Source organism: Geitlerinema calcuttense NRMC-F 0142, from assembly GCF_030285425.1.
The window spans coordinates 1-22676 of sequence record NZ_JASVEJ010000001.1 but is presented as its reverse complement, the minus strand read 5'-3'; the positions used below and the strand labels follow the sequence as shown (position 1 = coordinate 22676).

Sequence of the window (22676 nt, the reverse complement as noted above, 5' to 3'; positions counted from 1 at the left end):
TTCTTAAACATTGACCGCCGATGTCCTGTGCGGGCTTCCGAATATGTCCACTTCATAGCATCCGCCTCGAACCGCATCCGTTGGCTGATACACCGATACCGCATAGCTGCGGCAATCCTGCACAGCCGGACGCAGATTCGGTAAATGCTGCTCTCGGTTCGCTACCGGAGTTTGTGCATAGGCGTATTCGCCGATCAGCACGAACACATTTGTAAGCGATGCCTGAGCATTTACGTTCGTTCCTGTTGTCGGATTTGTCATCGTTGCCGTCGCGTTCGTCGCAAATGTTAAACGGACGATCAGATAGTTCACGCCCGAACCGCCGACGTTCAATCCTGTCACTACCGCGATCTTGCCTGTCCAAGCCGTTGTGAACGTGTTCGCGGGGGCTGTCAGTGTATTGCTGCCGTTCGTTGTCGAACAGCCTCGAATGTATTTTTGAAACAGATTCTTATGCAGAACGCTTATCACAGGTTCGATGTTGTTGCCCTGATCGATAGCAGACGCTAATTCGTAGATACCGTTACCCCTGCCCGTTCCTTGCGGCACTATCCATTGCCCGCTTGAACATATCGGCATTCGGGTCGTATCTGTCGCATCGTCGTAGATATATGCTGTCGCCGTTCCTGACGCATCCAGTGAGGTATAGAGCCGTCCTTGAGCATTGATACAAGCCAGCCAATTAGCATTAACGCCCGCATCCGTGTTGTAAACCGGAGTTGACCATACACCGCTTTCAAGACAGAACGAGACCGATTCGCCAAGATGCCCGAATACGAACGAACGGGTTGACGGGTCGAATCCTACTTTTGTATTTACCGCCGTCCATCCTCTTGTGAAACGTGCCACTTCTCGCCCAAATTCGTAGTCAATAACGCCCTCATTCCGCATTATCGCTATTCCCGCACCCTCGATGAACATTGCGATATTGCCCGCACCGATCGCCCAATTATGCTGATACGCAATGCCGATCTCGGGGCTTATCGTCGTTACCGTCGCACTTGGCAGATCCTCGCCGCGATAGCCGACATATTGGATCGTATAGATACCGTTCCGAGTCGCCACAAATGCGTAATTGTCGATCTGTCGCTGCAATACAGCCGTTACCGGTTCAGGGAAATATAGCAGATGAAATGGATTGTATGATTCAAAATAGTTCGGCAAACTTACCGCGCCTACGGTTCCATCATACGCTCCGAGCACGACCATTATGTTCTCCAACCGAATACAGTGTGAACCTGGCGGCGGCTCATAATCCTGTATCCAAGCCAATTCTGGTAACAGATCCCCCGTTCGGTAATCAAACTCCAATGTCCGTGATGGGGCATTGGCTACGGTCGTCTCGCTGATGCCAAAATACCAAACCGCATCAGCATCTGACGTTTGCCGCCACCCTAATCGGTAGAAAGCACCTGTGCCGCCGAATCCTTCCTGTGTCGAAAATACCGCCCAATGCGTCTGTCCTGTGACCGCCGTTGGAAAGGTTATTCGAACCGTGTTGTTTATCAGCGTAACAACGACCGATGCACTGGACGCCAAGCCTCGCACCGGAGCTGCCGGATTGTCGATATCCTGTCCTGCGTTTGCGACATCTCGAATAGCCGCTATCTTATAGTTCACCGTGCCGTTGATAAGTCCGAGATACGATGCACTTGGGCTTGTCGGGATCGTCACCTGCGGCGTGTCCACTCGCGGAAGTCCTGCATCCTCAACATACTCGTAGAAGTAATCGGCGACACGGTTGTATCCGACCTTCATAATGCTCGAAGCTCGTATCGGTAACGAACCTGCATCGCCAAACAGCGAATGAACGCCCGTTCCCTGCGTTCCGACGTTCGCTATCGCCGTTCCTGCCAATGCGTTCTTATAGGTAAGGGCAAATCTGAATGTGTTGGCTGTGATGTTGATAGCGAAATACGCACGGTTAGCCACTAATCCTAATGGCAGTGTTCCTGTGCTTCGTAAGAATACAGGCTCTCCGGTCGTCAATCCGTGCGACGTCTCAGCAATTGTGCCTGTCGAAACCGTCACGTCTGCCGGATCAAATGTAAAATCTAAGGCGTATTCGCTGACCGGAATGCCTTCTTTGACCACTTCACCTGCACCGATGGTAAACAACGTGTTCGAATAGTCCTCTAACAGCGAACCAAGTGCCGTCACCGTCGAATAATCTCTCAATCCGCCGTAAGTCGATCCAAACGGGAACATCAGTCTCGATCCTGTGCCTGTTCCTTGCGTGAAGTATCCCCTAAAAGGGCGGCGATAGCCCTCGCCAAGCATAAATAAATTGCACGAACCATCACCCCACTGCATAGGGTTCGCCTTTAGCGGATTTATCGAATCGCTAAAGCCTGCGTCAAATATATGTGTGCCTAGCGGCTGTCGTCTCATTGCTTTTTGATCGTCAAATTCCCGCAATTATTGCAGCTTATCAGCGAATGCCAGCCGTTTCGGTAGATCCGCGTCTTTTCATATCGAGTCGAGAACGTCTTTTTAACTGGACGGCGTTTTCGACCACATAGGTCTCTCGATCCGGGCATTCGCATTCCTTATTCGTAAATGCGTCACCATACGCCTTGTATCGCTCGTCGCCGGACACCGTGTATGCTTCGTCAAACATCCCTAATATCCCCAACGATGTCGCGTATGACAGCTTTTGCCTCGGACTAAGGTCGTCTGCCGGAATATCCTGCATCTCATTGACGATGACCTTTGCCCTTTGGAGCATCCGCCCGTTTACCGAAGTGTCGAACGGCGAAGTCGTTCTCAGCAACGCCTGCTCTGCGTCGTTCTTTTCCAATAATTCAGGTGTGATGCGTGGCGGTCGAGGCATCGCATCCATTTCATCAGCGATAGTGAGCTTCTTTTTAAGCATCCTTTTCAAGTGCTGGGTCTGCGGTCAGATATAACGCTACCAATTCGTCAAGCAGGTCTTGTGTTAAGTCCTCGTCGTTCGGGAATGTCTCAAGCGTCGGCAGATACGGCACAGCGAACCTTAACGAACCGCCCGTTACGTTGTTCAAATACATCTTGTCACCGATCAGATACGCTGTAACGAACTCGAAAGGCCCGCACGGTTCAACTGTTCCCTGCGTCGGACTCTGAAGCCATTGAACTTCCTGCCATCCATCAACAAAATGGATAAGGCTCGAACCCGTTCCCGCCGACATATCAAAACTGATAGCTGCGTCATCAATAGCGTCTTGGTATGTCGCGGCTACCGCTATGGTGTCGGCATCCCGCACAATGGCGAAATAGATCACGCCTGCCGTGATATTGTCCGGTAATGTGCCCGTTGTCGTGAATCTGATACGCTGTCCGGTCGTGAAAGAATGTCCGGTAACAATGATCTCGTTCGTCACTGTGATAACGTCCGAACTCGTAAACCCGACAGATGCCGGAACGTGCCAGATCGTGCCGTAACGAAGCGTTTTGATCATCGCTTGATATGTCGTCAGCACGTTAAACAGGTTCGCTCGGTATCGTCCGTCTAAAACCGATTGCTCAACATCTGCCGTGACTATCTCGGCGTCCGTCATCAGCATATTTCGCCGTTGCGGATCTTTTGCAACATTACGGGCAAGGTTCGCCAACGCAGCCGGTATCAGCGTTTGCAGAGACAACGTATATTCGGGGCCGAGTTTAACCCTTTTAGCTAGAAGCAGTCCTAATTCCGGTGCTGTCAACATTGTTTGTTATCCTTTTCCCGCTATCGCGTATCCCGCAAACTCCGGCAATACCGTCGCACCTGCCGCGATCTGCTGCATATACTGTGCGAAAAGCTGGTTGTAGTATCCAAGAACCGATTCGTCCGCTCCGTCCTTGAGCAATCTGGCGACCGCCCCTGCAACTAATGCGTTCCGAAAATTCTGCGGAGCTTGCGGGGCATTCGTCTTTGTATAATCCGTGTAGATCACCTTTGAATAAAGGGCAGTCGAATAAAGAACGTTGCCTTCGATAAAAAACCACGGCACTACTGAGTTTGATGCTGTATTCACGCCAAACCGAGCAGGGAACATATTGACCTCTTTTATCTCGTCGGCATTTCTGCCTTTATACTGCTCTACATAGTTCGGAGCGTAACCCGATGTCCCTGTTTCAGCGTCTCCCACCGTAAAGTCTATCTCAATATCGTTCTGCGCTTCATACGGCGAATATGCCAGGGAAAAGGCATCCACAGTTCTGAAGATCACATAGTAAGTCGTGCCAAAACTAAGCTCAGTTGGCTGTGTGCCGCCGTCGCCGGTGAGAATTACGAGCGTAACCGCCTGTCCCGTCACGAACCCGTGACCGATTGAGTTTACCTCATTATCGGTGAAGTCGTAGTTATCGACCTCGGCTGTGGCTTGACCATTTAACCCTGTCACCTTGATGACCATTCCGTTTCTCGCGGGAAGGTTTACGCCCCCGAATGAACCGGTATTTAGTGCGGTCGATGTCTGTGCAAATGTGCTTTGAAATGGCGATTGGGGCGTGTTGGCTATTAGGGTGCAGATTTCGGCGTCGGTGTAAAGTACGGCGTCTTGGATTTCCTCGTTCGAGACAAACATCGCGTTCGATCCGTCAGGCGTCGAACCGGTGGAACCTGAGCCGTAAGCCGTAGTCGAGCTTTGGAGGATGCTAACAATAGCCTTGCGCACGTCATCAAAATTTACTACGGTTGCCATACGTTAATTCTCACCTCCGTAATACCCTGAATAACCCCGTATAGCTCTCATATCTTGCAAAACGTCGGGTCTATTCCTGGGCCTGTGGGCTCCGCGGGACTCATCTTTCCATTTCCGAAACCAGTGATCGAACTCTTTCTGTTCCATTTTGTATTGAACGTAAAGATCATTCAGGCTTTCGAGATATGGCTTCAGTTCCGGTCGGTCTGTCAACTGCTTTGCGATGTTGACCTTTAGCAACGGTATCGCTCTTACATACACGTCATACACGAGTATATTGACCAGATTCTCAGGCAGGTCTATCTGTGCCGTCTCGCTGTTCGGCATTGATAATGTCGGCAAATACCAAACGCGGAATATGCGATTCTGCGGAATACCCCACCAAGCTATCTGACCGTTGTAAGAGAACGTCGCTTTTACTTGCCGCGGATTTTCACCGTGAAATGCAACGGCTGATGTCAATGTCTGCCGCTGTTCCTGAAGCATTGAGATATTGACCGTTGGCACAAATTCCCAAACAGGTGTTTGCCCGATGCTAAGGGTCTGCCGTTCTACCCACATCGGTATTACAAAGTCCTCGATCTCGTCCGTAAGGTCTATCTCGTCCTGATCGGCTGCCAACGTGAACTCTTGCGAACGGGCGATCGCCACGCCCTGCTCAGATTGACGCACCGATTCCAAACGCAAGGAAAGCCGCTGCGTTACGATGTTGCTCAATTCTAATTTTGATAGCAGATCGTCGGTTGGTTGCCCCAAGCCGAGATATGCAGAACTGAATATCTTGCTATACGAATCACACACAGCGGCTTACCTCTATTGTCTCGGGACTATTCTTCTTTCGGCTCTTCGTCTTTCGTGGCCTTGTTCTGCTTCTGGACCTCACGGGCTTTGGCTAATGCCGCCGACCGTTTCTGCCATTCTTCATACTTAGCCTTATCTTCGCCTGAAAGAACGATCACATCTTCTGCCGGTGCTTCCGCAGGTGCTTCTGCTTTCACCGGCTGACTTGCCGCACCCTGAAGTGCGTTCTGAAGCGATGTCGTCAGTATCTCGATCTGCTGCTGAGTCTCTTGTTCTCGAACAGCGTCGATACGGCGGTGTCGCATCTTCAGATACACTTGGTCAATTTCGTTGCGGGTCTTTTTCGCCCCTACTTCACCGTGCTTTGCACCTTCCAATTGCCCCTCGGTCACGCTGATCTGATAATCGGCAAACGCAAGCGTCGCTTCGCAGGCTGCGATCAATTCTTCGCGTAACGCCTGCAATATCCCGCTGTCCAACGATTGCGATGCTTGGAATATCCGTTCACTGCAAGCCTCGCTCTTCAGTTCTTCCAACCGGCACGTCGGACACGATTGATACATCTGAGCATTCAGATTACCCGGTGTCACCGAGCTGTAAACACGCTCAAGCCCGAACGGACACGGCTTCGAAAGCGGCGGATGCAGCACGTTGAAGTAATCGAAAGCAAGATCGTATGATTCTTCTGCGGTGTTTCCGTATTCATACGGCGCCTCGATCAGACTCCTGAGTTCCCGCAAGCCCATATCGCCAGCATCGCTTTCAACGAACTTTCGATAAAGCCCTCGGATGTAAGTGACCGGCATTATCTCGATCTCTTTCTTGTCAAATGAACCTGTGCCCTCGTTAAATGCACCGTTCATCGTGTCACGCCCCGGTGCGATGACATACAGCCGTCCGCCTTCTATCGGATTCGATTCGATCCCTGATGTCTTTGGATTACACGCCATATGCGGCGTTCCGCCCGAATAGACAAGCCGACGCCTCCGGTCGTCCACAGACTTTCTTTGGATCTCGTTCATCTTTGCCGTTGCCGACGCTAAACTCGTGTTCATATGTTCTCCTTTGTCCTTACTTGTTCGATTCTAAAGGCAGTTTATTGCCCTTTACCTGCGTAGCTAGATGTTCCGGCATCGACCAAACGCGAGTGATCTCCTGATTGATCTCGTGCTCGTGTGCTACAACGTGGTCAAATACATCATCTGCCTGCTTGGACGCTTTTTCTTCTCGAAGTGCCAATTCCTCGGCCATATTGTCCTCTTCGATCTGAAAACGATCTTCCGCTGAAAGTTTTGCCCACTCTTGGTCAGCCATATACTTCTTCTTGATGCTGTCAAGCGTGGCTTCGGTCAGTTCAAATACCGCCACTCGTCCATCTTGATAGAATTCTGCGATCGGGCATACCAAACCATACATCCCTTTGTGCGGAAATTCGCCTAATATCGCTTCATTCCATCCTTCACGGAATAGATCGGGCGGCATCCACGTTTCCAGCATCCAGCATTGTAAAGACTTTGATGGATTGGTCGAATCGGGATACATATATCGCCCCTGCATCACACCGCTTTCGAAGCGACGGTCAGGCGCCCATACTACCCGCACACGAGGATAGCCGAACGGGTTGCGGCCTCCCAGATCGGCTAATTGATGTTCAAACCATTTTGGTGCTTGTCTTGTTGTCATAAACCTTACGGTGCTTCTACGTCGCCGGAAAGAACCCATTCATCAGCGGCATAGCAGATAAGTTCGGCTCTCGCTCCGGCTCCGGTCGTGTCCGTTGCCCCGCCTAGTCCTAGCACCGTTACATTTCCGGCTCCTGCGACCGTCACGACGGCCCCGGATTCTAGTTGCAGTATCGTCACGATCATTCCTACGGGCAGTCCGGCCCAATATCGCCCTGAGAAGGCAGCCACGGCTCACTTCCCTGCGAATATGTAATAACTTCCAACGGTTCATTTGTATTTGGCCTTACAACCGGCAAACTTTGGAACTGCATTGTCTTTTTCTCCTAATTTCAAGGCAGGAAAGGTATTTCGCTTCCCTGCCTCGATCTTTAACTCACATCATCCCTACGGTCAGATTATGAGTTCATAAGCACTCGGGTGGCTTTCTGCGTCGGTGCTACAAGTGTGATACCGCTGATCTTTCCAAGTTTGAAAGGCTGCGGCGAGAACACCTGCCCGAAGAAGTCCATCCATCTTGCACGGCTGTTCAGGTAGTTACCGTCGCCGTTAACGCCCTGAAGCCAATCGCTTGCTGGCATTCCGGCTGCGATATTACCTACATCCTTCAAAATAGCTCGTTTGAGCATCTTGAAATTCAGGAAGTAGATCTCCGAACCTTCAGCGTTCGGCAGAACCCTTACCGGCGCACCGAAGTAGGTGTATTTCACCGACTTGTAGCCAAAGTCAAGTCCTGGCTTGCCGGAGTTCGTGTGCATAAACTGATTCGGCGAACCAACGACCGCACCCGAATTGAGTGCCAACGACGTGTAGTTGTTCCAGTTACCGGAGTTCATAAAGATGGTCAAGAAGTCTTTCAACTCTTCACCGTAGTAACCGCCGCGATCGACCATTGACGCATACGTTTCGGCAAGTGCGGCCACCGTCAAGTTTCCGCCCATCGCTTTTTCATACGATGCGAGTCCGCTTACCGCTGATCGATTCTGACCGAAGTAAGTTCCGGCACTGTCGATGATGTGCTGCAAGCCGTAAAGCCCGTAGCTCGCGTCTGCCGAACCACCGCCCGTCGCCGGAACGATGATGTCGGTCGCTGCCATATCGGAAGGCCAGTTCGTTGCACCTATCGCGTTCGCCGCAGTTTTCGATGCAAGCTGAACGATACCCGCACCGCCGATAGTGCCGTTGCGAAGCGTCGTTCCCGCCGAGTTCCATACCTGATAGTAACCCGATGGAACGAGCACGGAAGGACCGATGGAGTCCGTTGACCCGTTGCAAACTGCTACGGTCGGCGAACCGCCGTCATAGGCGGCTGAAACGGTCGCCATCATCTGCGTTCCGTTACCGCGTGTTGCGTAAGTGTCCAAGATCGATGCAAACTGCCGTGCGTTCGATTCGACCACCTGCCTGAAGTTAGCGGTCACTCGTGAATTGTTATTCAAGAATGCCGCATAGGTCTGATCGGTTCCCGCTTGCAGGCCGACATAGGTAACTGTGAAGTTATCCCAAAGCGGACCTTGCGGAACCGGAAGCGTGTCGCCGTTACCTGACCGATAACCGAGCGAGGCGTTCGGGTGTATCTCGTTGACCACCTGATAGCCCTTGAAGTTGATCTCTTCTCGCGGAACCTTCTCAAGTTCGCCCCACAGAACTGTTTCGTTCTGATAGAGATCGTAAAGACGGCTCATCACCTGAAGCTGCGCGTTCGCAAGCTGTGTTGTATTAAATTGAAGTGCTGCCATTGCTGCTCATACCTCTCAAAATTGATCTATTTTGACCGTATGCAATGAACACCTGAGATGATCCGTTAGTTCCTGTATCCCGCCGCTGCTTCTTGTTCCTCGAACTCGCGCCAAATGGCTTCGCGTTCTTTCTCAAATGCAGCGGTTCCTCGTGCCAAAGTGCCGTTATCGGTCTTTTTGGCTACTGCGACTGCTTGAGGCTTCGTTGTCGCGGTCTTTTGCTTGACCGTCGCATTCAGCCCGTTCGCCGCACGTCCCCTTAACTCGGCGTTTATCTCCCGAATGGCGATCTCTGTCCTTGCCTTTGCCTTATTGGTCAATGCAAGCAGCTTCGATGCCACCGGAAACGGCAAATTCTTGGCATTGTAGCCGTTTTGCCGAATATACGCTTTCATTTGCTGATAATCAGGGTCGTTCTTCAAAGAGTTCATTATGCTAGGCATAACGTGCTTTACGAGTGCCGATTCCTGGCTCCAGTTGCCTTTCTTCAGGAACGGGTCGATGGCTTCTTTGATACGTCCGTCAAAATCAGTCTCAAAGGCCGTATCCGATTTGGATGTCTGCACCTTTGCGAGTTTTTCAGGGTCATTGAGCAATTCTTCTTTGTCTGCTAACTGCTTTTGAAGCTGTTTGATGGTCTCATTCTGCTTGGTGAATACCGATGTCGCGCCTTCTGTGTTGGCTTCGACGTATTTCAGATCTTCCTCAAGGTTCGTGATCCCTGCCTGTTCAAGCAGCAGCAGTTGTTGAATATGCTCTTTTGTCACATTGTCGCCGAATACCCGTGCTATCAAAGCATCGGACATCTTTTGAAAATGTTCGTGCGGACTCGTCAGTATCGCTTCCGAGGATTCCAATATCCCGAGCAACGTAGCGGTCTGGTTCGTTTTGAGCATTTGGTCAAACGCCGTGATCGCATCGTTCGGGGTTGGGTCTGGGTTCCCGAGCAGGTTCACCACCGGCTCAAGCATCTCTACGCCTAATTCGCCGCCGATCTTATTCAGTTTCTCTTGTGCCGATCGCCAATTATCAGCGAGGCTCACAAGTTCCTGCTTCGTCTCGTCGGGTATGCGCGTATGCTTGGCAAGTAATTGCTCTGCGGTCGGGATCGGATCTAACAGTTCATCAAACGATTCGGTATCGTCTTTTTCGTCAAGTTCGGATGTCTCGTCACCGGAGGCGGCTTCATCGGCTGTATCGGTGCTTTTTTCAGAAGATTCTGCTTCAGCTTCCTTTACGTCCTCAGCGGCGTCCGTGGCGGCATCGTCTGCGGTATGAGCGTCGGCAGGGTCAGGTTGATTTGCGTCGGCGGCGGTATTATCTACCGTGGCGGACTCATCCATCGCTGCGGAGGCACTTGATTCAAATTCTGCCCAAATTGCGCTTGTATCTGGATTCATATTTTTGTCCGGTCTGTGTGGATGCGTTAAACATCCGCGAACAGGATAAACATTGTTGTAGTCTTTAGCAAGCGATTTTTACTCCGCAAACCAGACTTTTTCATTAGGTGCCATCCGCAAAGGCTTATCCCTTACCACTGCGGAACACAAAAACCGTGTTTCATTGTTGACCACGCTCATAAAATTCCCATCGTCCCGTGTGCAAAAATGACACACTTTCGACTGTTCGGGTATATTTTGCCACATCTCCGGCGTCTTGAAATGTATCGAGAACAGATAACGTCCATTCCCTTTCTTACTCTCTACCCGCCAATTTCGGACCATATCGAGCGTGACGATCTCAGTCGTCTCGCCTAAACAGTCCCAAGTGCAAATATCGCTTAAGCTCGGCTCCGGTGCGTCCTCTTTCCAACATAACGCCTGCAAGGGAACGCTATTATACATTGCCCCGTTCTCAAGCAATATCATCCATCGAAACGCTTCGTTTAACACCGATTCGACCGCGATAAGATAGCATTCCATCACACCATCTTCGTCCGATACGAACCGCGTCCGCACAAAACACTTTGTGAACGGTAATGGATTTAACTGCTTCAATCGAGCCTCTTGTGCCTCAAAACACTTCCCTTCCACGTTCGGGATGTTCGCCCGGAAGCCGCGGCCGCATTTCCAAACCGAAACTGAAACGTGGCATCCGCAAGGGCCGTGAACGCATAACTGACCTTCACGAACACAAGATCATTCAGATCAGCGGTCGGCGCTCCTGTCACTATCGCCGTGGTCGCCTGAACACCAGCCGCCGTAACGATGATATTCTGCACGGCATTCGATGCGTTCAATCCTTGACACGTTCCTTTTCCTCGCTGGTTGCCCGTGGACATCTGAAAATCCATCGTGTAATCGCCGGTCGCATTATTGCCCGAGACGATCAGATCCATTTCCACTGCGTAATGACCGCCATTGACCACAGTAAAATGAAAGTCCGTATCATTCGTCAGACCAGCATCCGTAACGTCCTGATTCGCCGATTTGACTATCGTTGTCCATCCTGCCGGATCAGCACCCGAAACAACGATGTTCCCCGCACCAAGAACGCTTTCGCCGTTCACCGTCTTAATGTTCGTGCCGGACACCAAAGACGCCTGTTTTCCGTCTAAGGCGGTCTGCAAGTTCGTGATATTAGCTATCGCGTGAGTATGATTCGATGCGGCATAACTTCCGTCGTGGTTATGCGATGATGCGGCGTATCCATCGTGTGAATGCGCAGATGGCGTAAACTCCGATGGCTTACCTGTCACGTCTGCCCACGCTACCGGACCACCACCGCCTCCTGTTGGACGATCCGCAATGTTATCGTAATGAGGCTGTAATGCAGGAACTTCTACCCATCCCTGTCCTGGTACTCCCCTCTGATAATACTTCCCGTTTTGAGTACAGAATAAATGCGAATAGCCGTCAGTTCCCCGAACCTCGGCTATCTCTGCGTAAGTCTCTACTATTCCTAGATTTTTGATCGGTATGAGCATTTGCTCTTTATGGCTCGACTTCCTCCGGCGTGATCTTGGGCGGATCATACGGCTTTGCTGACGCGATAACGTCCGGTATCAAATTGCAAACCGTGTTATACGGTAATGTTTGCAGCACGTCGATCATTCTCTGCAATACGGATGTTTCAATAAGGTAAAGTTCGGGTGCTTTCTGTTCTTCGTTGTTCATAAACTAATCTTCAATACCTGGTCGGGTCGGAACTGCCGCGATGTCGGACCTTCGGCGATATGCACGAACGTGGTCACTGTAAAAGTCAATGGCTTTCTTGGCTACGAACCGTCCGCGATTGGCTGCACTGTCCGTTGTGCCGGATGCGACACGAGCGTTCCATTCGCCTCGATAAGCGTCAATGACCGCACTCGCAAACTCGGTCTTGAGGGGGGGCTTCGATGTTTGTTGTGGTTGAGAGCGTTTGGAATAGCTCAGTTCTGAAAGCTGGAAAATTTGGCATTGTTGCTCCTAGTTGCGTTTATAGACTCGCCATCTTTGCGTCGTTCCGTCATAAAAGAGATCGGCTGCTTGATTTGCTGTGAGTGTAATATCCGCACCTGTTGAATTTAGAAATCGGTTCGTGTCCGTCGAGGCTGCGTCTTGGTGTTTGAGAACAATATCGTTCGAACCGATATTGATGATCGTCAGCACGTCGCCTGCGTTATTCGTGACCGCTCCCCAAGTATTTGCAAGCCCGGTAATGTTCCGTGAAGCATCTGACGACAACCGCAACAAACTTCCGAACCCCGAAAACGTATAATTGTTCTGATTTGCCGTGATCTGTGCCGGGGAATTTATACTGAGTGCGGGTGTGAATATGTTAAATCTTCGTGTAAAATTGACGGACGCCCCACCGTCACCGCCACCTTGAATAAACACCGAATTACCACTGCCGTTTGAAATAGTTAAATTTCCAGCTGCGGTATCAGTGATCGAGTTTGCCCTTAAAGCACCACCAGATGATATGAAAATTAAAGGCGTCGTGCTTCCGTTCGGCTGAACTTCAAACGCATTCGCTGATTGAGCAGATGCGAGTTTGATAAGCAACCCTTTCTCGGTCGCTCCGCCTGCGAGAATATGCAATTTTGCGTCAAGGGATGTATTAAGGCCGATGCCTAATCGGTTGGCTGTATCATCCCAAAAGAAATTCGCTTTATCCTGAGCAAGTATCCCGCCCGCACCTGCGAACAGAACGCTGCCCTCGTCCGCTCCGGTGATCGCTCCACCAATAGCCATTCCACCGCCAGCGCCGCCAGATGGATTGATCCCAAATGTTCTTAATCCTGCCATTGTTGTTACACGCCTCCGATCGCTTCAAGATACACGATCTCTGAATCTGCGTTTTCTGAGATAACGTATATTTCCTCACCCGCACTTGAGAACTGAGCGACATTCACCCAATGCTCGCTGTTTTGCAGCCAAAGAAAACCATTGCCGGTGTCGAGTCCGCCTTCGAGCGTTGTGCCCGATGCCACGACGTTCGCGCTTGAACTGTTTGCGAGTGTATATGCGTTTCCGGCCACGCCACCTTGTTTGAACGTGATGAGAATACCGGGATCGCCTGAGACTTCTGTTGCTTCGTATTCAGCTTCGAGCAGGTCAGCGTCCTCCGATGCCTGCAACAGAGCTAAGAGATTATCTCGCGTCTCTTTTTCGTTGTCGCCGATCTCTACTTCGTCTGTCGGGTCTGCCACCGTCGTCAAAAACGTGATAGTCACGCCGTTGATTGCAATGGTCTCAGCATTCGCAGGGTTATCAACAAACGCAAGTGTGCCGGTCGCTCTCGTTCCTGCGACCGCTCCGAAATTGATTGTTATGTCCTCGGTCAATGGCTGTATCCAAACCGATGTCCGACGCGGGTTCTGCGGCAAAAGCAGTTCGCTGACGCCGCCTGTGGTATAAAAACTTTGAACCGATGGCGAGTATTCATTTGCTGGCATAGTGGTTACGTCCTCAAGAATCGAGATGTCGCATAAAGCGTAAACAATGTTTGTCCTAATTGCAATACATTTTATCGGTTTCCGAGGATGTCTCGCGCAAACGCCTCTTGCCGTCGCTGAAACAAGTCCACCGTCACCTGATTATGCACCTGCTGATGCGGTTTCTCGTCACCCTGTTCCATCTCTCTTTCTACCACCGGCTCTTTCAGATTCGTCATCACCTGCGGAGTGTAGCCGATGCGATGAAACAACGATCCCTGCAAGTCCTGATTCTGTTCCGCAAGCCGTCGTATCTCATCCTTTGACCGCTTATCAGCTAACCAATAGCCCAACAAAAAAGCAGCCATCACACCGACCGCCGTTATCAATGCCGCTAGTTCGATCACCGTCTTACCGTCCTCGCATCCTATCGAAATTATCCAAAGCATCGCCCAATGCCATTACGTTGCTTCGGGCCTGCCGTTCCTTTTCGATCCTAATCCTTTTTTCTTCTTGCTGTAACCAATATCCGCGTTGCTGCCGTGCGTCCGGTGTCGCAGCCTCTTTCAACACTTCCGGCATCCGCTCGAACACCTGCTCCTGCTCGGTCAATGGCGTCGGCTCAAGGTAGATATACTGCAACAACGCCTTCAAAGCATCCAAAGTGTCATCATCCACCTTTGACGGCTTTTCTTCGGTCAATCCTGTTTTTGTGATCTCGACCGGAACATAATTCCAATTCTCCAATTGCCGAAGAAATGTTTTTAAACCGCGTTCGTCTCGCGGATCACCGTATTGGTCGTCGTCCACGATGTAATAAAGCCCTGGTCGCCCTATCTCGTATTTGCCGTCCTCTTCGATCTGGTCGATCTTGAACGGATTCGGCTTTGTTCTGTCCGCCAATGATAGTGTATTCCATTGAGCAATACCGTCGTGAGCCTTCCAATGCTTGAACTTGGCGAACGGCAGTCCATACCGCGTCCTAAGCGTCAGCATCTCACCTGTCCGCTCGTGCGACATCTGAAATGACTGTATCAGCCCGTTGCTTGCTATCTCCGGCACTCCGAAATGCTCTTGTAAAGCGGGGAACTCGCTAAAGTCCGCGACATATTCCGCAAACTCGCGTTCACTTGATGGCAATAGATCCCGCCAAACCTCTATCGCCTGATCGTCAATGGATTTATGTTGAAACACTTTGGACCGATAAACGAACTGAGCACCAGGCAGTGGGCTATTCTGAGCCGCGACCGCCAAGAACATCCACGCCGAATAATGCGGATGTTGGCCGTCTGAATATCCAATATCAACGCCGCAGACCGCCCGCCAATGCTCAGGGATATATCGCACTTTGAACACTCGCTGAAACTCGCTCCAAGTGATTACTTGGGCTTCAGGGTCGTAATTCGAGATACACTTGCCGCGCCGATCGTCGAACTCGTGCTGATACTCCGCAAGGAACGCTTCTTTCCCTGATTTCGCCAAGAACGCCCGCGCATCTTCTAGGTTGAAGTATGCCCACGTTGGAACGCAATGCTTTATCTGCCATCGCGTCTTGCCGTCCGGCAGTTGTTCCGGTTCAAGTTCCAATGAGCTAAACGCTTTGACCGCGCCGCCGCCGATGACCGTCCTGCGTGAAAGAATGTCCGTCCGTCCGTCCAATATCTGCGATGCGATACTGTTCTTCGTGATAAGGTTCTGAGCCAAGATGCTCACGCCGTCTTTCGACATTGCGGGAAACACCGTTCGGGAGATGATCCGCTTTTTCTTTTCGATCACGGCCAATGAATCCGTCAGGTTATCAATATCGTCCAGCACGACAAGCGAGAATCTATCCGTGCCGACACGTCCGCCTCGAACATTCGCCGTAAGCCCGCGAGCTACCACAGCCCAACCGTTCTCGCAGATGATAGCATCCTGCGTAAACCGTGCCTGCGTTCCGCCTTTTAACATCTTTGGACGCGACATCGCCGGATAGTATTTCGCAAATACCGGCGTCTCGATGATCGCCTTGATGCTGAACAAATGTTCCTCGGCAAGCAGTTGCGAATCGGAAAGATATAGGCACAGCCCTTTCCCCAAGATGCAGCCTTCAGCTATCGCAGCAAACTCCGCATTTGTGGACTTACCATATCCGCGGCTAAACGGCATGATGATGTCTCGTTCCTCGGGCGGTATCGTCTCACCCCTGCGCCGTCGCATCAGTATCGACCAGAAGTGATCCCAAAACTGAATATGCTCTTTTGAAAAGGGTGCGGAGAATGAACGAGGGGCGAGTGTTTTTAACCAAGTCTGCCAGCCTTCATTTTCAAGGGCAATCGCCTCCGGCGACACTACCCCGATCCCCAAATAATGGATCATCTCGGAATAGTATTCGTCGTCGGAAATGCGATGATTCACGTTTACATTACGCTTTGACTGACAAGCTGATGTTTGATGTCCGGCTGAATAGCGGAACTGTAATGTTCAAGGAAGTATTGTAGCTCGGCTTCGTATGTTCTGCCGCTTACCGCTGCGCGAACCTGAACACGAGTCTTGATCTCCTGAAGCTGCTTGTCGGCCTCATTGTCTTTTGGTAATTGATAAGCCCCACTAAGTTTAGCAAACCGGTCAATAATACCGTCCACTCTGGCGATGGTCTCCAAGTAGGTCTTTCGGCAATCTTGGATCTTTACGAATGAATGAAGCGGAATAATGTTGGCGTTACCTTCGACCCGAGCAAGCAGGTCTGCGAGGTTTTCTTTTTTGACCGCCGGTTTCCCGCTTTTCTCGTTAATGTCGTCCAAGTCCTCATAAACGACCAGCACTTCCCACGCCCTCGGGCTGAAGTCCACCTTACCGTTTACCGTGAGCGATGATCGGGCAGATTCGAGGGCGTTCTTTGATTCAAGTAAGAGTTCGTGGAATTCTTTTACCACATCGACTGCTTGATCTACTTTTTTTTGTTCGACCGCTCCGCCAATGTTGACCTTTAAGCAGTTTTCGGTATGCCGTTGAAGTGAATAACGAGCCTTGTCATTATTTTGGATGCGATGCGATATGGTGCGGAATGACACACCTTGAGCAATAAGTGTGTTAATTTGACCCACTTCAGAATGATGGCAAATTGTGCACTTCCTCGGCATAACGTCAACATCCTACCACAAACCACGATCGATCTGCACGGTTTTGTTTCCATTACCGCCCCACTCTTTCCAAAAGTTCAACTCCACGCCCTTTCCTTCGAACGCCGCGTTTGATACGGGCGAAGAATCCGCACTTGCCGACTATCTCTTTGATGAGTACGGCGTGACATTATGACCTTCACACCAACGAAATGGACCGCCGGCGAGTATATCCCGCAACGCAGCTCTACTCGGGGGCGCGCACCCAGAACACCACGAATGCGCCATGGCCTGTAAAATCGTCGGGGTTGACTGTGGCAACGGCGGCCTCATAGACAAACCATTTATCGCGGATCGCCACCTGATAGGTATTGCAGGGCAGCACCGGCTCAAAGGCGAAGTAGCCGAATGGGTTTGATCGGGTGTGAGCTATCGGCTCGCCTTCCAGATAGAGCGTGAGCAGCGAACCATAGATCCCGACGATCTCCTTGCCGAAGTTCGTCTGTGCTCGGCCAATGATCGGCTGAGGTGCCCCACACGCTGACGGCTGCTCACCGCCGAGGGCTAATGAAGCCGCCGCCAAGATGATAAATGATGCGATCACGATCTGATGTCTAATCAAGCAGATCTTTTGTTGTAATGTGAAATTCATATAATTACTTAACTCCTGTTCGTTTACATTTTCGGCGCCGATAGGCCTGCTGCTGCTTGACGCGAGCGGCACGGCCTCGGCTTTGTTAGTTAGTCGTGAACTCTGGCACGGAAAGGTCGCGAGCCAAACAGAGCATCGATAACTCGCTCGGTGCGCCGGTCCGGTTGTCGCGGGCCCGTTGGCTCAAACTCGCCGAACTCACACCACCATCTAGCGAATCGTCCGAGTTCGTTGATCTGAGCGGCCGGGTTTGGACGGAGAGCGTCGAGTCGTTCAGGGTGACTCGGATGGCTGCACGATCGCACGATATGCCCGTTCTTATAGGTAGGCCCGCCGCCCGGAACCGCCATTTGCTCCCGTACACAGTGGACACAGTTGCGTCCGTAGGCGTAGAGATGCCGGACAGGGTTAAACGTGTATAGCGTGGCGTCGTCGTTGCCGTAAACCTCTACATGCCGCCGCCATTTTTCGTGTTCGGCATCTGACATCGGTTCGAATCGGACACGTCCGTCGGAATCAAACCGCTCGGCCCGTTCCCAGACCGTGAGTTTCGAACGGAGCACTAGGCCGTGTCGTTTGTCGAACGAGACGGTATCGCCACGAACTGCCGGTGCCGCTCGGTCGTCGAGGATGTGGAGACGATGGGCTAACCACAGCCCATCGTCATTGAGTTCGCTCAGTTTACACGTTAGTGTTAGCATCGCGGTTATACCTCCTCCGGTCGAGTGATAACACGGTCGTTCTCATCGTCCCAGATCTGAATCGATTCACGTTCCGTCTGCGGTGTGTCGTTGCCCGCACATCGGGCCTGTAGGTTGCGGATGATCGCGTCGCTGTAGTAGTTCGAGTCTCGATTGCTGTTCCATCGGAACTGGCCGGTTGTCACGTCAAAATGAAATTTCGCCTCTCCGAGTAACCGGGTTTCAGTTTTGTTGATCGAGCGGCCTGTCTCGTTCTCGATAATGACGGCCAAAACGTCGGCGTTGAGGTAGATGCGATCCATCCCGTTTTTCTGCCAACGGCTGCCGCCGATTGCCTCAAGTTTTGTAGTTGAAATGGTCATGGTGTTTACTGTTTTTGCGGGGTGCCTCCCCGTCGTGTTGTTTGTGCCGTACCGATCTCGGCTGCGGTATGGTTTAAATATAATCTAATGCTTTGTTTTTGTCAACAATGAACTCATCTCGGATTTTGGGAAATCTTCCAAAACGTCTGTTGATAGCTATAACAAAACGCACAATACATCGGCTGAAATTCGTGTCCGGCTTCGGATAGATGTTCGTCAAGCCGTGTAAGGATCTCAGCCTTCGGGTCGGGGCGAAGTTCTGCCCCCTCCGTTTCCCTGCGTCGGAATTGGCAGTGAGCCGTATATTTGGGGTCAGGTGCGGGCTTGCCGATGTATCCCTGTGCCGGTCTCCATTCGCCGCTTTCGTGAAGACATTCATCAGTCGGTAGAACGACCTCGCCTTCTTCCAATCGCCGATATTCTACGTCACGCTCGATCATTTGCAGCTCTGCGACGGCTTCCACGATAGAGTTGCTCATCGCGGCTCGTTGTTGTTCGGTTAGTTCATTTGGCATCGGTTTGTTCCTCGACCGTGTAAGCGTTTATCGCATCAGCGATGTGATTCAAGATCATTCCCAAATCAAAGTCGGTCCAATTGGGATCACCGTTCAACGTAAAATCCGCAACAATGTTGCCGTCTTGGTCAACGACACAATCGCCGTCATCGTTTACCTTTAGAGGCATCTTGAATCCGTTACAGAAATATAAGGACGTGGTGTCCGATAGCGTCATTGGGCCGAGTTTGACACGCGAGTTCCACGCCTTAGCCGCATCTATCTTTCGGGCATTGCCGCATAACAACGGCATTGCCGGGCAGTCCTCGTTATCACATCCAACAAGCCAAACGATCTTGTCTCGGCTCGGTGATTTGTCTTCCGTGAACGATGCGGACGAACCGCAGAACGGACACGGACGTAACCCGTATGCGTCGTTGATCTTGGCTCGCATAGCCTCGAAGTCAGCTCTGTCTTTTTCGGTTGGTTTGGCTATCACATCAAGCTCCTGTTTCCGTATCTGAAAGTTTCTTTTTGGATTTGTACAACTACCTCGGCTCATCTGCCTTCCCCTCCTTGAGCGAAATCCGTCTCCGCGTCCATTGACCGCCACTCGTCTATTTGCTCCATCAGGCTGATGAAGTAATCCGCTAGGGCGGCAGCACCTTCGTTAGAAATATCTGTGTACGTCTCGCCCTCGTATTCGATTTCCTCGAATATCTTTGTGAAGTCGAAGTCGCCCTCACAGATCATCTCCCGGAGTTTGTCGCGGTAGGCGGAATGAGGCTCAAACACCACCGATGCTCGACCTTTAGCAAAGCCTCTTTCATAGCCACGGCGATAGTCGGGGTCGATTTCGTTGATGACCGTCTGAGCTATTCCCGCAGAGTCCGCCGCCTTGTTGTTCCAGCCTTCGGCATACGCCCAAAAAGCGACCTCGCGGACGTACATCTCCATTGAGATTTGTCGGGGTGTCTCCTTGATGATGCGGTCCACCGTCTCTCGGCACAGGGCTTGTCGCCGTTGTTGTGTTTCGTCGCCCTTCAAGTTCTCGCGAGTCTTGATGCTCATTTTTCTTTATCCTCTTCGTTCTGACGCTTAGCGAACTTGCCTAACTCGTTGCGCATTCTTTCGATATCAAACTGGAAGATGTGGTTTTTGGGATCGCCAGATGCATTGCGGTAGTCAAACAAATCGATCGCCGCGTTGTAATCTTCCCAGTTCGGAGAGCACCAGGGGGCACATCCGGCGAAACTCAGAATGCAGTTCAGATGATGAGCAGCCATGAACGCTCGCAAACCATGCCGACCGTAATGACTCGCATTCATCTCGGCTGCTTTGAGAAAGCCCTCTACGTCATCCGTCTGAAAGAGCACGCCGCCGCGTGGATCGCACGGCAGACCGGCGCCTGTCGTCCCAAGGTGTTTGGGATCGTGCGTCCACCAGCATGTGTTGGCGCCGTAATAGACCATCTCCGGCTTTGCCGCCCTAATCTGCTCGATTGTTATTGCGTTCGTAAATTCCATAGATACATTCTCCTAACCTCTAATACCTTCCACCTCCTCGATCCGTTGGAGGACCAGTCCTTTGCAGTCCTTGCAGTAAACATCGCCGTTGATGACACGCCAACCGGCGTCCATTGCGTCGGCGGCAGCTTCGTGCCATTCCTCTTTCGCGGGCGTTGTGTAACTTTCGCACTCGAAGCACACGGCGAAATAAGCCTCAATCGTTTCAAGGTCGCTTTTGTCGATCATCTCCGGCTTGTTCGTGCTGTCGATGTGTTCGCCTTGCTCTGTCCAAGATGTTGCAATCACGTCTCCGTCAGCATCCGCAATATCGTCATCGTCGCCGACCACAACTGTTACTGGTGTCTTTATCAATTGTTCACTCATATCAAAACGTCGCCTCCTTTTTCGTGCCTATTCCATCCATAAACGAGTACCACATTCGGGATATTTTGAACACTCAGCCAACAACTCGATGTTATCGAGTGCCCTATTTTTAGGGAAACTATATCCAGTCTTGTCATATTCGGATCGGATCATCTTATATGCTGTCGTTGGGTCAGGTGCTACAACATAATGAACACCTAAACCTTTTAATGTAACTCTATATAAATTCATAACTTACCTCCGTTCCTTGCGTTCCGCCACGCTTCGAATGCTGATGCGAAGCCGCTTTCACCGATCAGGTCGCCGGTCTTACTGTCCGCCCCATCGTGATACATCCAGGTTTCGCCCATTTTCTCGATAGCGATGCCGTCGCCGTTAGTGACAAAAAACTCCATTGACCGCTCAAACTCCCGCCGCTCCAAAAGCTCGGACGCGATGGAGGCTATGGTGTCGGTTGTGCAGACAGCTTCGTCCTCGAAACGTGTTTTACCGTCCGCTTGAAGTCTCACAACTTCACCAAGCGGCATCTCGCTTAGCTCTTTCAGCTTCTTGTTGTCGATCATATTTGCTCCGTGTATTCAGGTAAGGGCATCCAAGCGATGACATCTGTAATCCTTTTGGATTCATCACACACGTTGTAAAATGTGGAACCGTAGTTAGCCACAAAAACCTTGCCTTTGGCTGTAGCTATTAAAATTCGCGGATCGTCGTCTTCATCAGAAGGCAACGTGTCATAATCCGGCAGCCTGTCCTCGCACTTTATCCACTTCTCCGCAAGAGCCGCATCGACGCACTGCTGGGCGAAGGTTTCCATCGTTTCAATCGTGTTGAAGTTCGGTTTAGCGTATTCCTTCTCGAAGAACGCACGGGCGGATTCTGTGTTTGGTTTAGTCATTTTCTTCCTCCATCGCCGCGACCGACTATCACGGGGGCGGCACGTAAATTTAATTGCTTCGTTAATCTGCTCACTCATATCAAAACGTCGCCTCCTTTTTCGTGCCGGGGTCTTGGCTCCATAGGATTGGCGTTGAACTATCCGGCAAATAAAGTGGGTGCCACGGCTCGGATTTACCCATTCGTAGATAATGAATCTGTCCAGACGGAAGTATGTGTAAAACCTGCTCGGAACGCCCTAGATGATTCCCGTCTTGACTCCACGCCGCGACAATTAGTTTTGCATTAGCGGCAACATTCCAAAGGTAGTAATCGTTGTCCCTGCCAATCGGATCCTCTACTTTCATCATCGCTTTTCGATCCGTTGACCGCCACGCGAAGAGATTTGTTACACACATTCCGGCGTAGCCCCACGATTTGGCGAACTTGATACATTTGCGAATGGTATTGTCGTCTTTTGTCTCGTCTGCGGTCGAGGGGTTTAGGCAGATAAAATTGACGTAATTATCGCCCTCACTAAACATATCGCCCCACCATCGCCAGAGCGTGTATCGGTATTTTCTGCAACTGGAAAAATGAGCTTTACCGTCTATCACAACTTACCTCCGTTCCTTGCTTGTCTCCACGTTCGTAAGTTTTCGAGCCGATGTCCTTCCTCCAACGCCTTGACCGCCTCGGCCAGTGCGTCGGTCGGGGTTGGTTTGGGGTTTAATTCAGGATCGGATTCATAGCAAGACTTGCAGAGATTCATCGTGCCGTCAGCCTCGCTGTGAATAGCGACAAATCCCATCGTTTCTGCCGTGGATCGAATCTCTTCTTCATCTTCTCCGATG

29 protein-coding genes are annotated in these 22676 nt (G+C 51.1%); all 29 read right to left on the bottom strand.

The features are described from left to right. Positions 1 to 3: 3 nt before the first annotated feature. The gene (locus QQ055_RS00145; RefSeq protein WP_286004006.1) at positions 4 to 2313 is read right to left on the bottom strand and encodes a hypothetical protein; all 2310 of its coding nucleotides are present in this window, start codon (positions 2311 to 2313) and stop codon (positions 4 to 6) included. A gap of 118 nt (positions 2314 to 2431) precedes the next feature. Beyond that, complete coding sequence (locus QQ055_RS00140; protein ID WP_286004005.1) at positions 2432 to 2875, bottom strand: hypothetical protein; 444 nt, start codon at positions 2873 to 2875, stop codon at positions 2432 to 2434. Then, on the bottom strand, positions 2868 to 3689 hold the full coding sequence (locus tag QQ055_RS00135; protein WP_286004004.1) for a hypothetical protein: 822 nt from the start codon (positions 3687 to 3689) through the stop codon (positions 2868 to 2870). The genes QQ055_RS00140 and QQ055_RS00135 overlap by 8 nt, the downstream gene beginning before the upstream one ends. Before the next feature lie 6 nt (positions 3690 to 3695). Then, positions 3696 to 4667, bottom strand: a complete 972-nt coding sequence (locus QQ055_RS00130) for a hypothetical protein (RefSeq protein WP_286004003.1) — start codon at positions 4665 to 4667, stop codon at positions 3696 to 3698. A gap of 3 nt (positions 4668 to 4670) precedes the next feature. Continuing rightward, complete coding sequence (locus QQ055_RS00125) at positions 4671 to 5468, bottom strand: hypothetical protein (protein ID WP_286004002.1); 798 nt, start codon at positions 5466 to 5468, stop codon at positions 4671 to 4673. Positions 5469 to 5494: 26 nt separating this feature from the next. After that, on the bottom strand, positions 5495 to 6523 hold the full coding sequence (locus QQ055_RS00120; protein WP_286004001.1) for a hypothetical protein: 1029 nt from the start codon (positions 6521 to 6523) through the stop codon (positions 5495 to 5497). A 16-nt stretch (positions 6524 to 6539) separates the two neighbouring features. Further along, positions 6540 to 7151 carry a hypothetical protein gene (locus tag QQ055_RS00115; protein ID WP_286004000.1) on the bottom strand — a complete coding sequence of 204 codons (612 nt, stop codon included), beginning with the start codon at positions 7149 to 7151 and terminating at the stop codon, positions 6540 to 6542. Between the two features lie 5 nt (positions 7152 to 7156). Then, positions 7157 to 7381, bottom strand: a complete 225-nt coding sequence (locus QQ055_RS00110) for a hypothetical protein (protein ID WP_286003999.1) — start codon at positions 7379 to 7381, stop codon at positions 7157 to 7159. A 167-nt stretch (positions 7382 to 7548) separates the two neighbouring features. Continuing rightward, the gene (locus QQ055_RS00105; protein ID WP_286003998.1) at positions 7549 to 8889 is read right to left on the bottom strand and encodes a hypothetical protein; all 1341 of its coding nucleotides are present in this window, start codon (positions 8887 to 8889) and stop codon (positions 7549 to 7551) included. A 65-nt stretch (positions 8890 to 8954) separates the two neighbouring features. Further along, complete coding sequence (locus QQ055_RS00100; RefSeq protein ID WP_286003997.1) at positions 8955 to 10289, bottom strand: hypothetical protein; 1335 nt, start codon at positions 10287 to 10289, stop codon at positions 8955 to 8957. Positions 10290 to 10367: 78 nt separating this feature from the next. Beyond that, entirely contained in the window at positions 10368 to 10814 is a 447-nt protein-coding gene (locus QQ055_RS00095; RefSeq protein WP_286003996.1) for a hypothetical protein, read from the bottom strand. 68 nt (positions 10815 to 10882) lie between these two features. After that, the gene (locus tag QQ055_RS00090; RefSeq protein ID WP_286003995.1) at positions 10883 to 11815 is read right to left on the bottom strand and encodes a phage tail fiber repeat family protein; all 933 of its coding nucleotides are present in this window, start codon (positions 11813 to 11815) and stop codon (positions 10883 to 10885) included. A 7-nt stretch (positions 11816 to 11822) separates the two neighbouring features. Then, a complete protein-coding gene (locus tag QQ055_RS00085; protein ID WP_286003994.1) occupies positions 11823 to 12005 on the bottom strand; it encodes a hypothetical protein in 183 nt (60 codons plus the stop codon). Between the two features lie 291 nt (positions 12006 to 12296). Then, positions 12297 to 13118 carry a hypothetical protein gene (locus QQ055_RS00080; protein ID WP_286003993.1) on the bottom strand — a complete coding sequence of 274 codons (822 nt, stop codon included), beginning with the start codon at positions 13116 to 13118 and terminating at the stop codon, positions 12297 to 12299. 5 nt (positions 13119 to 13123) lie between these two features. Further along, the gene (locus QQ055_RS00075; protein ID WP_286003992.1) at positions 13124 to 13768 is read right to left on the bottom strand and encodes a hypothetical protein; all 645 of its coding nucleotides are present in this window, start codon (positions 13766 to 13768) and stop codon (positions 13124 to 13126) included. Between the two features lie 71 nt (positions 13769 to 13839). Beyond that, positions 13840 to 14154, bottom strand: coding sequence for a hypothetical protein (locus QQ055_RS00070; protein WP_286003991.1), 315 nt, complete (start codon positions 14152 to 14154; stop codon positions 13840 to 13842). A 4-nt stretch (positions 14155 to 14158) separates the two neighbouring features. Next, positions 14159 to 16144 (bottom strand): hypothetical protein, encoded by a 1986-nt coding sequence (locus tag QQ055_RS00065; protein ID WP_286003990.1) that lies wholly within the window; start codon positions 16142 to 16144, stop codon positions 14159 to 14161. A 2-nt stretch (positions 16145 to 16146) separates the two neighbouring features. Further along, positions 16147 to 16833 carry a hypothetical protein gene (locus QQ055_RS00060; protein WP_286003989.1) on the bottom strand — a complete coding sequence of 229 codons (687 nt, stop codon included), beginning with the start codon at positions 16831 to 16833 and terminating at the stop codon, positions 16147 to 16149. Positions 16834 to 17095: 262 nt separating this feature from the next. Further along, entirely contained in the window at positions 17096 to 17500 is a 405-nt protein-coding gene (locus tag QQ055_RS00055) for a hypothetical protein (RefSeq protein WP_286003988.1), read from the bottom strand. A gap of 706 nt (positions 17501 to 18206) precedes the next feature. Beyond that, a complete protein-coding gene (locus QQ055_RS00050) occupies positions 18207 to 18563 on the bottom strand; it encodes a hypothetical protein (RefSeq protein WP_286003987.1) in 357 nt (118 codons plus the stop codon). Between the two features lie 113 nt (positions 18564 to 18676). Beyond that, positions 18677 to 19078 (bottom strand): hypothetical protein, encoded by a 402-nt coding sequence (locus QQ055_RS00045; RefSeq protein WP_286003986.1) that lies wholly within the window; start codon positions 19076 to 19078, stop codon positions 18677 to 18679. Next, positions 19068 to 19619 carry a Lar family restriction alleviation protein gene (locus QQ055_RS00040; RefSeq protein ID WP_286003985.1) on the bottom strand — a complete coding sequence of 184 codons (552 nt, stop codon included), beginning with the start codon at positions 19617 to 19619 and terminating at the stop codon, positions 19068 to 19070. Before QQ055_RS00040 ends, QQ055_RS00045 begins: the two co-directional genes overlap by 11 nt. Continuing rightward, on the bottom strand, positions 19616 to 20128 hold the full coding sequence (locus QQ055_RS00035; RefSeq protein ID WP_286003984.1) for a hypothetical protein: 513 nt from the start codon (positions 20126 to 20128) through the stop codon (positions 19616 to 19618). The genes QQ055_RS00040 and QQ055_RS00035 overlap by 4 nt, the downstream gene beginning before the upstream one ends. Beyond that, positions 20125 to 20583 carry a hypothetical protein gene (locus QQ055_RS00030; RefSeq protein ID WP_286003983.1) on the bottom strand — a complete coding sequence of 153 codons (459 nt, stop codon included), beginning with the start codon at positions 20581 to 20583 and terminating at the stop codon, positions 20125 to 20127. Before QQ055_RS00030 ends, QQ055_RS00035 begins: the two co-directional genes overlap by 4 nt. 12 nt (positions 20584 to 20595) lie before the next feature. Next, positions 20596 to 20949, bottom strand: a complete 354-nt coding sequence (locus QQ055_RS00025) for a hypothetical protein (RefSeq protein WP_286003982.1) — start codon at positions 20947 to 20949, stop codon at positions 20596 to 20598. A gap of 227 nt (positions 20950 to 21176) precedes the next feature. Beyond that, positions 21177 to 21512: a hypothetical protein gene (locus QQ055_RS00020; RefSeq protein WP_286003981.1), complete on the bottom strand. Its 336-nt coding sequence runs from the start codon at positions 21510 to 21512 to the stop codon at positions 21177 to 21179. Further along, positions 21509 to 21922 (bottom strand): DUF551 domain-containing protein, encoded by a 414-nt coding sequence (locus QQ055_RS00015; RefSeq protein ID WP_286003980.1) that lies wholly within the window; start codon positions 21920 to 21922, stop codon positions 21509 to 21511. The genes QQ055_RS00020 and QQ055_RS00015 overlap by 4 nt, the downstream gene beginning before the upstream one ends. Position 21923: 1 nt before the next feature. Then, the gene (locus QQ055_RS00010) at positions 21924 to 22439 is read right to left on the bottom strand and encodes a DUF1643 domain-containing protein (RefSeq protein ID WP_286003979.1); all 516 of its coding nucleotides are present in this window, start codon (positions 22437 to 22439) and stop codon (positions 21924 to 21926) included. Beyond that, a partial coding sequence (locus QQ055_RS00005) for a hypothetical protein (protein WP_286003978.1) occupies positions 22436 to 22676 on the bottom strand: 241 nt, incomplete at its 5' end. The genes QQ055_RS00005 and QQ055_RS00010, both read right to left, overlap by 4 nt.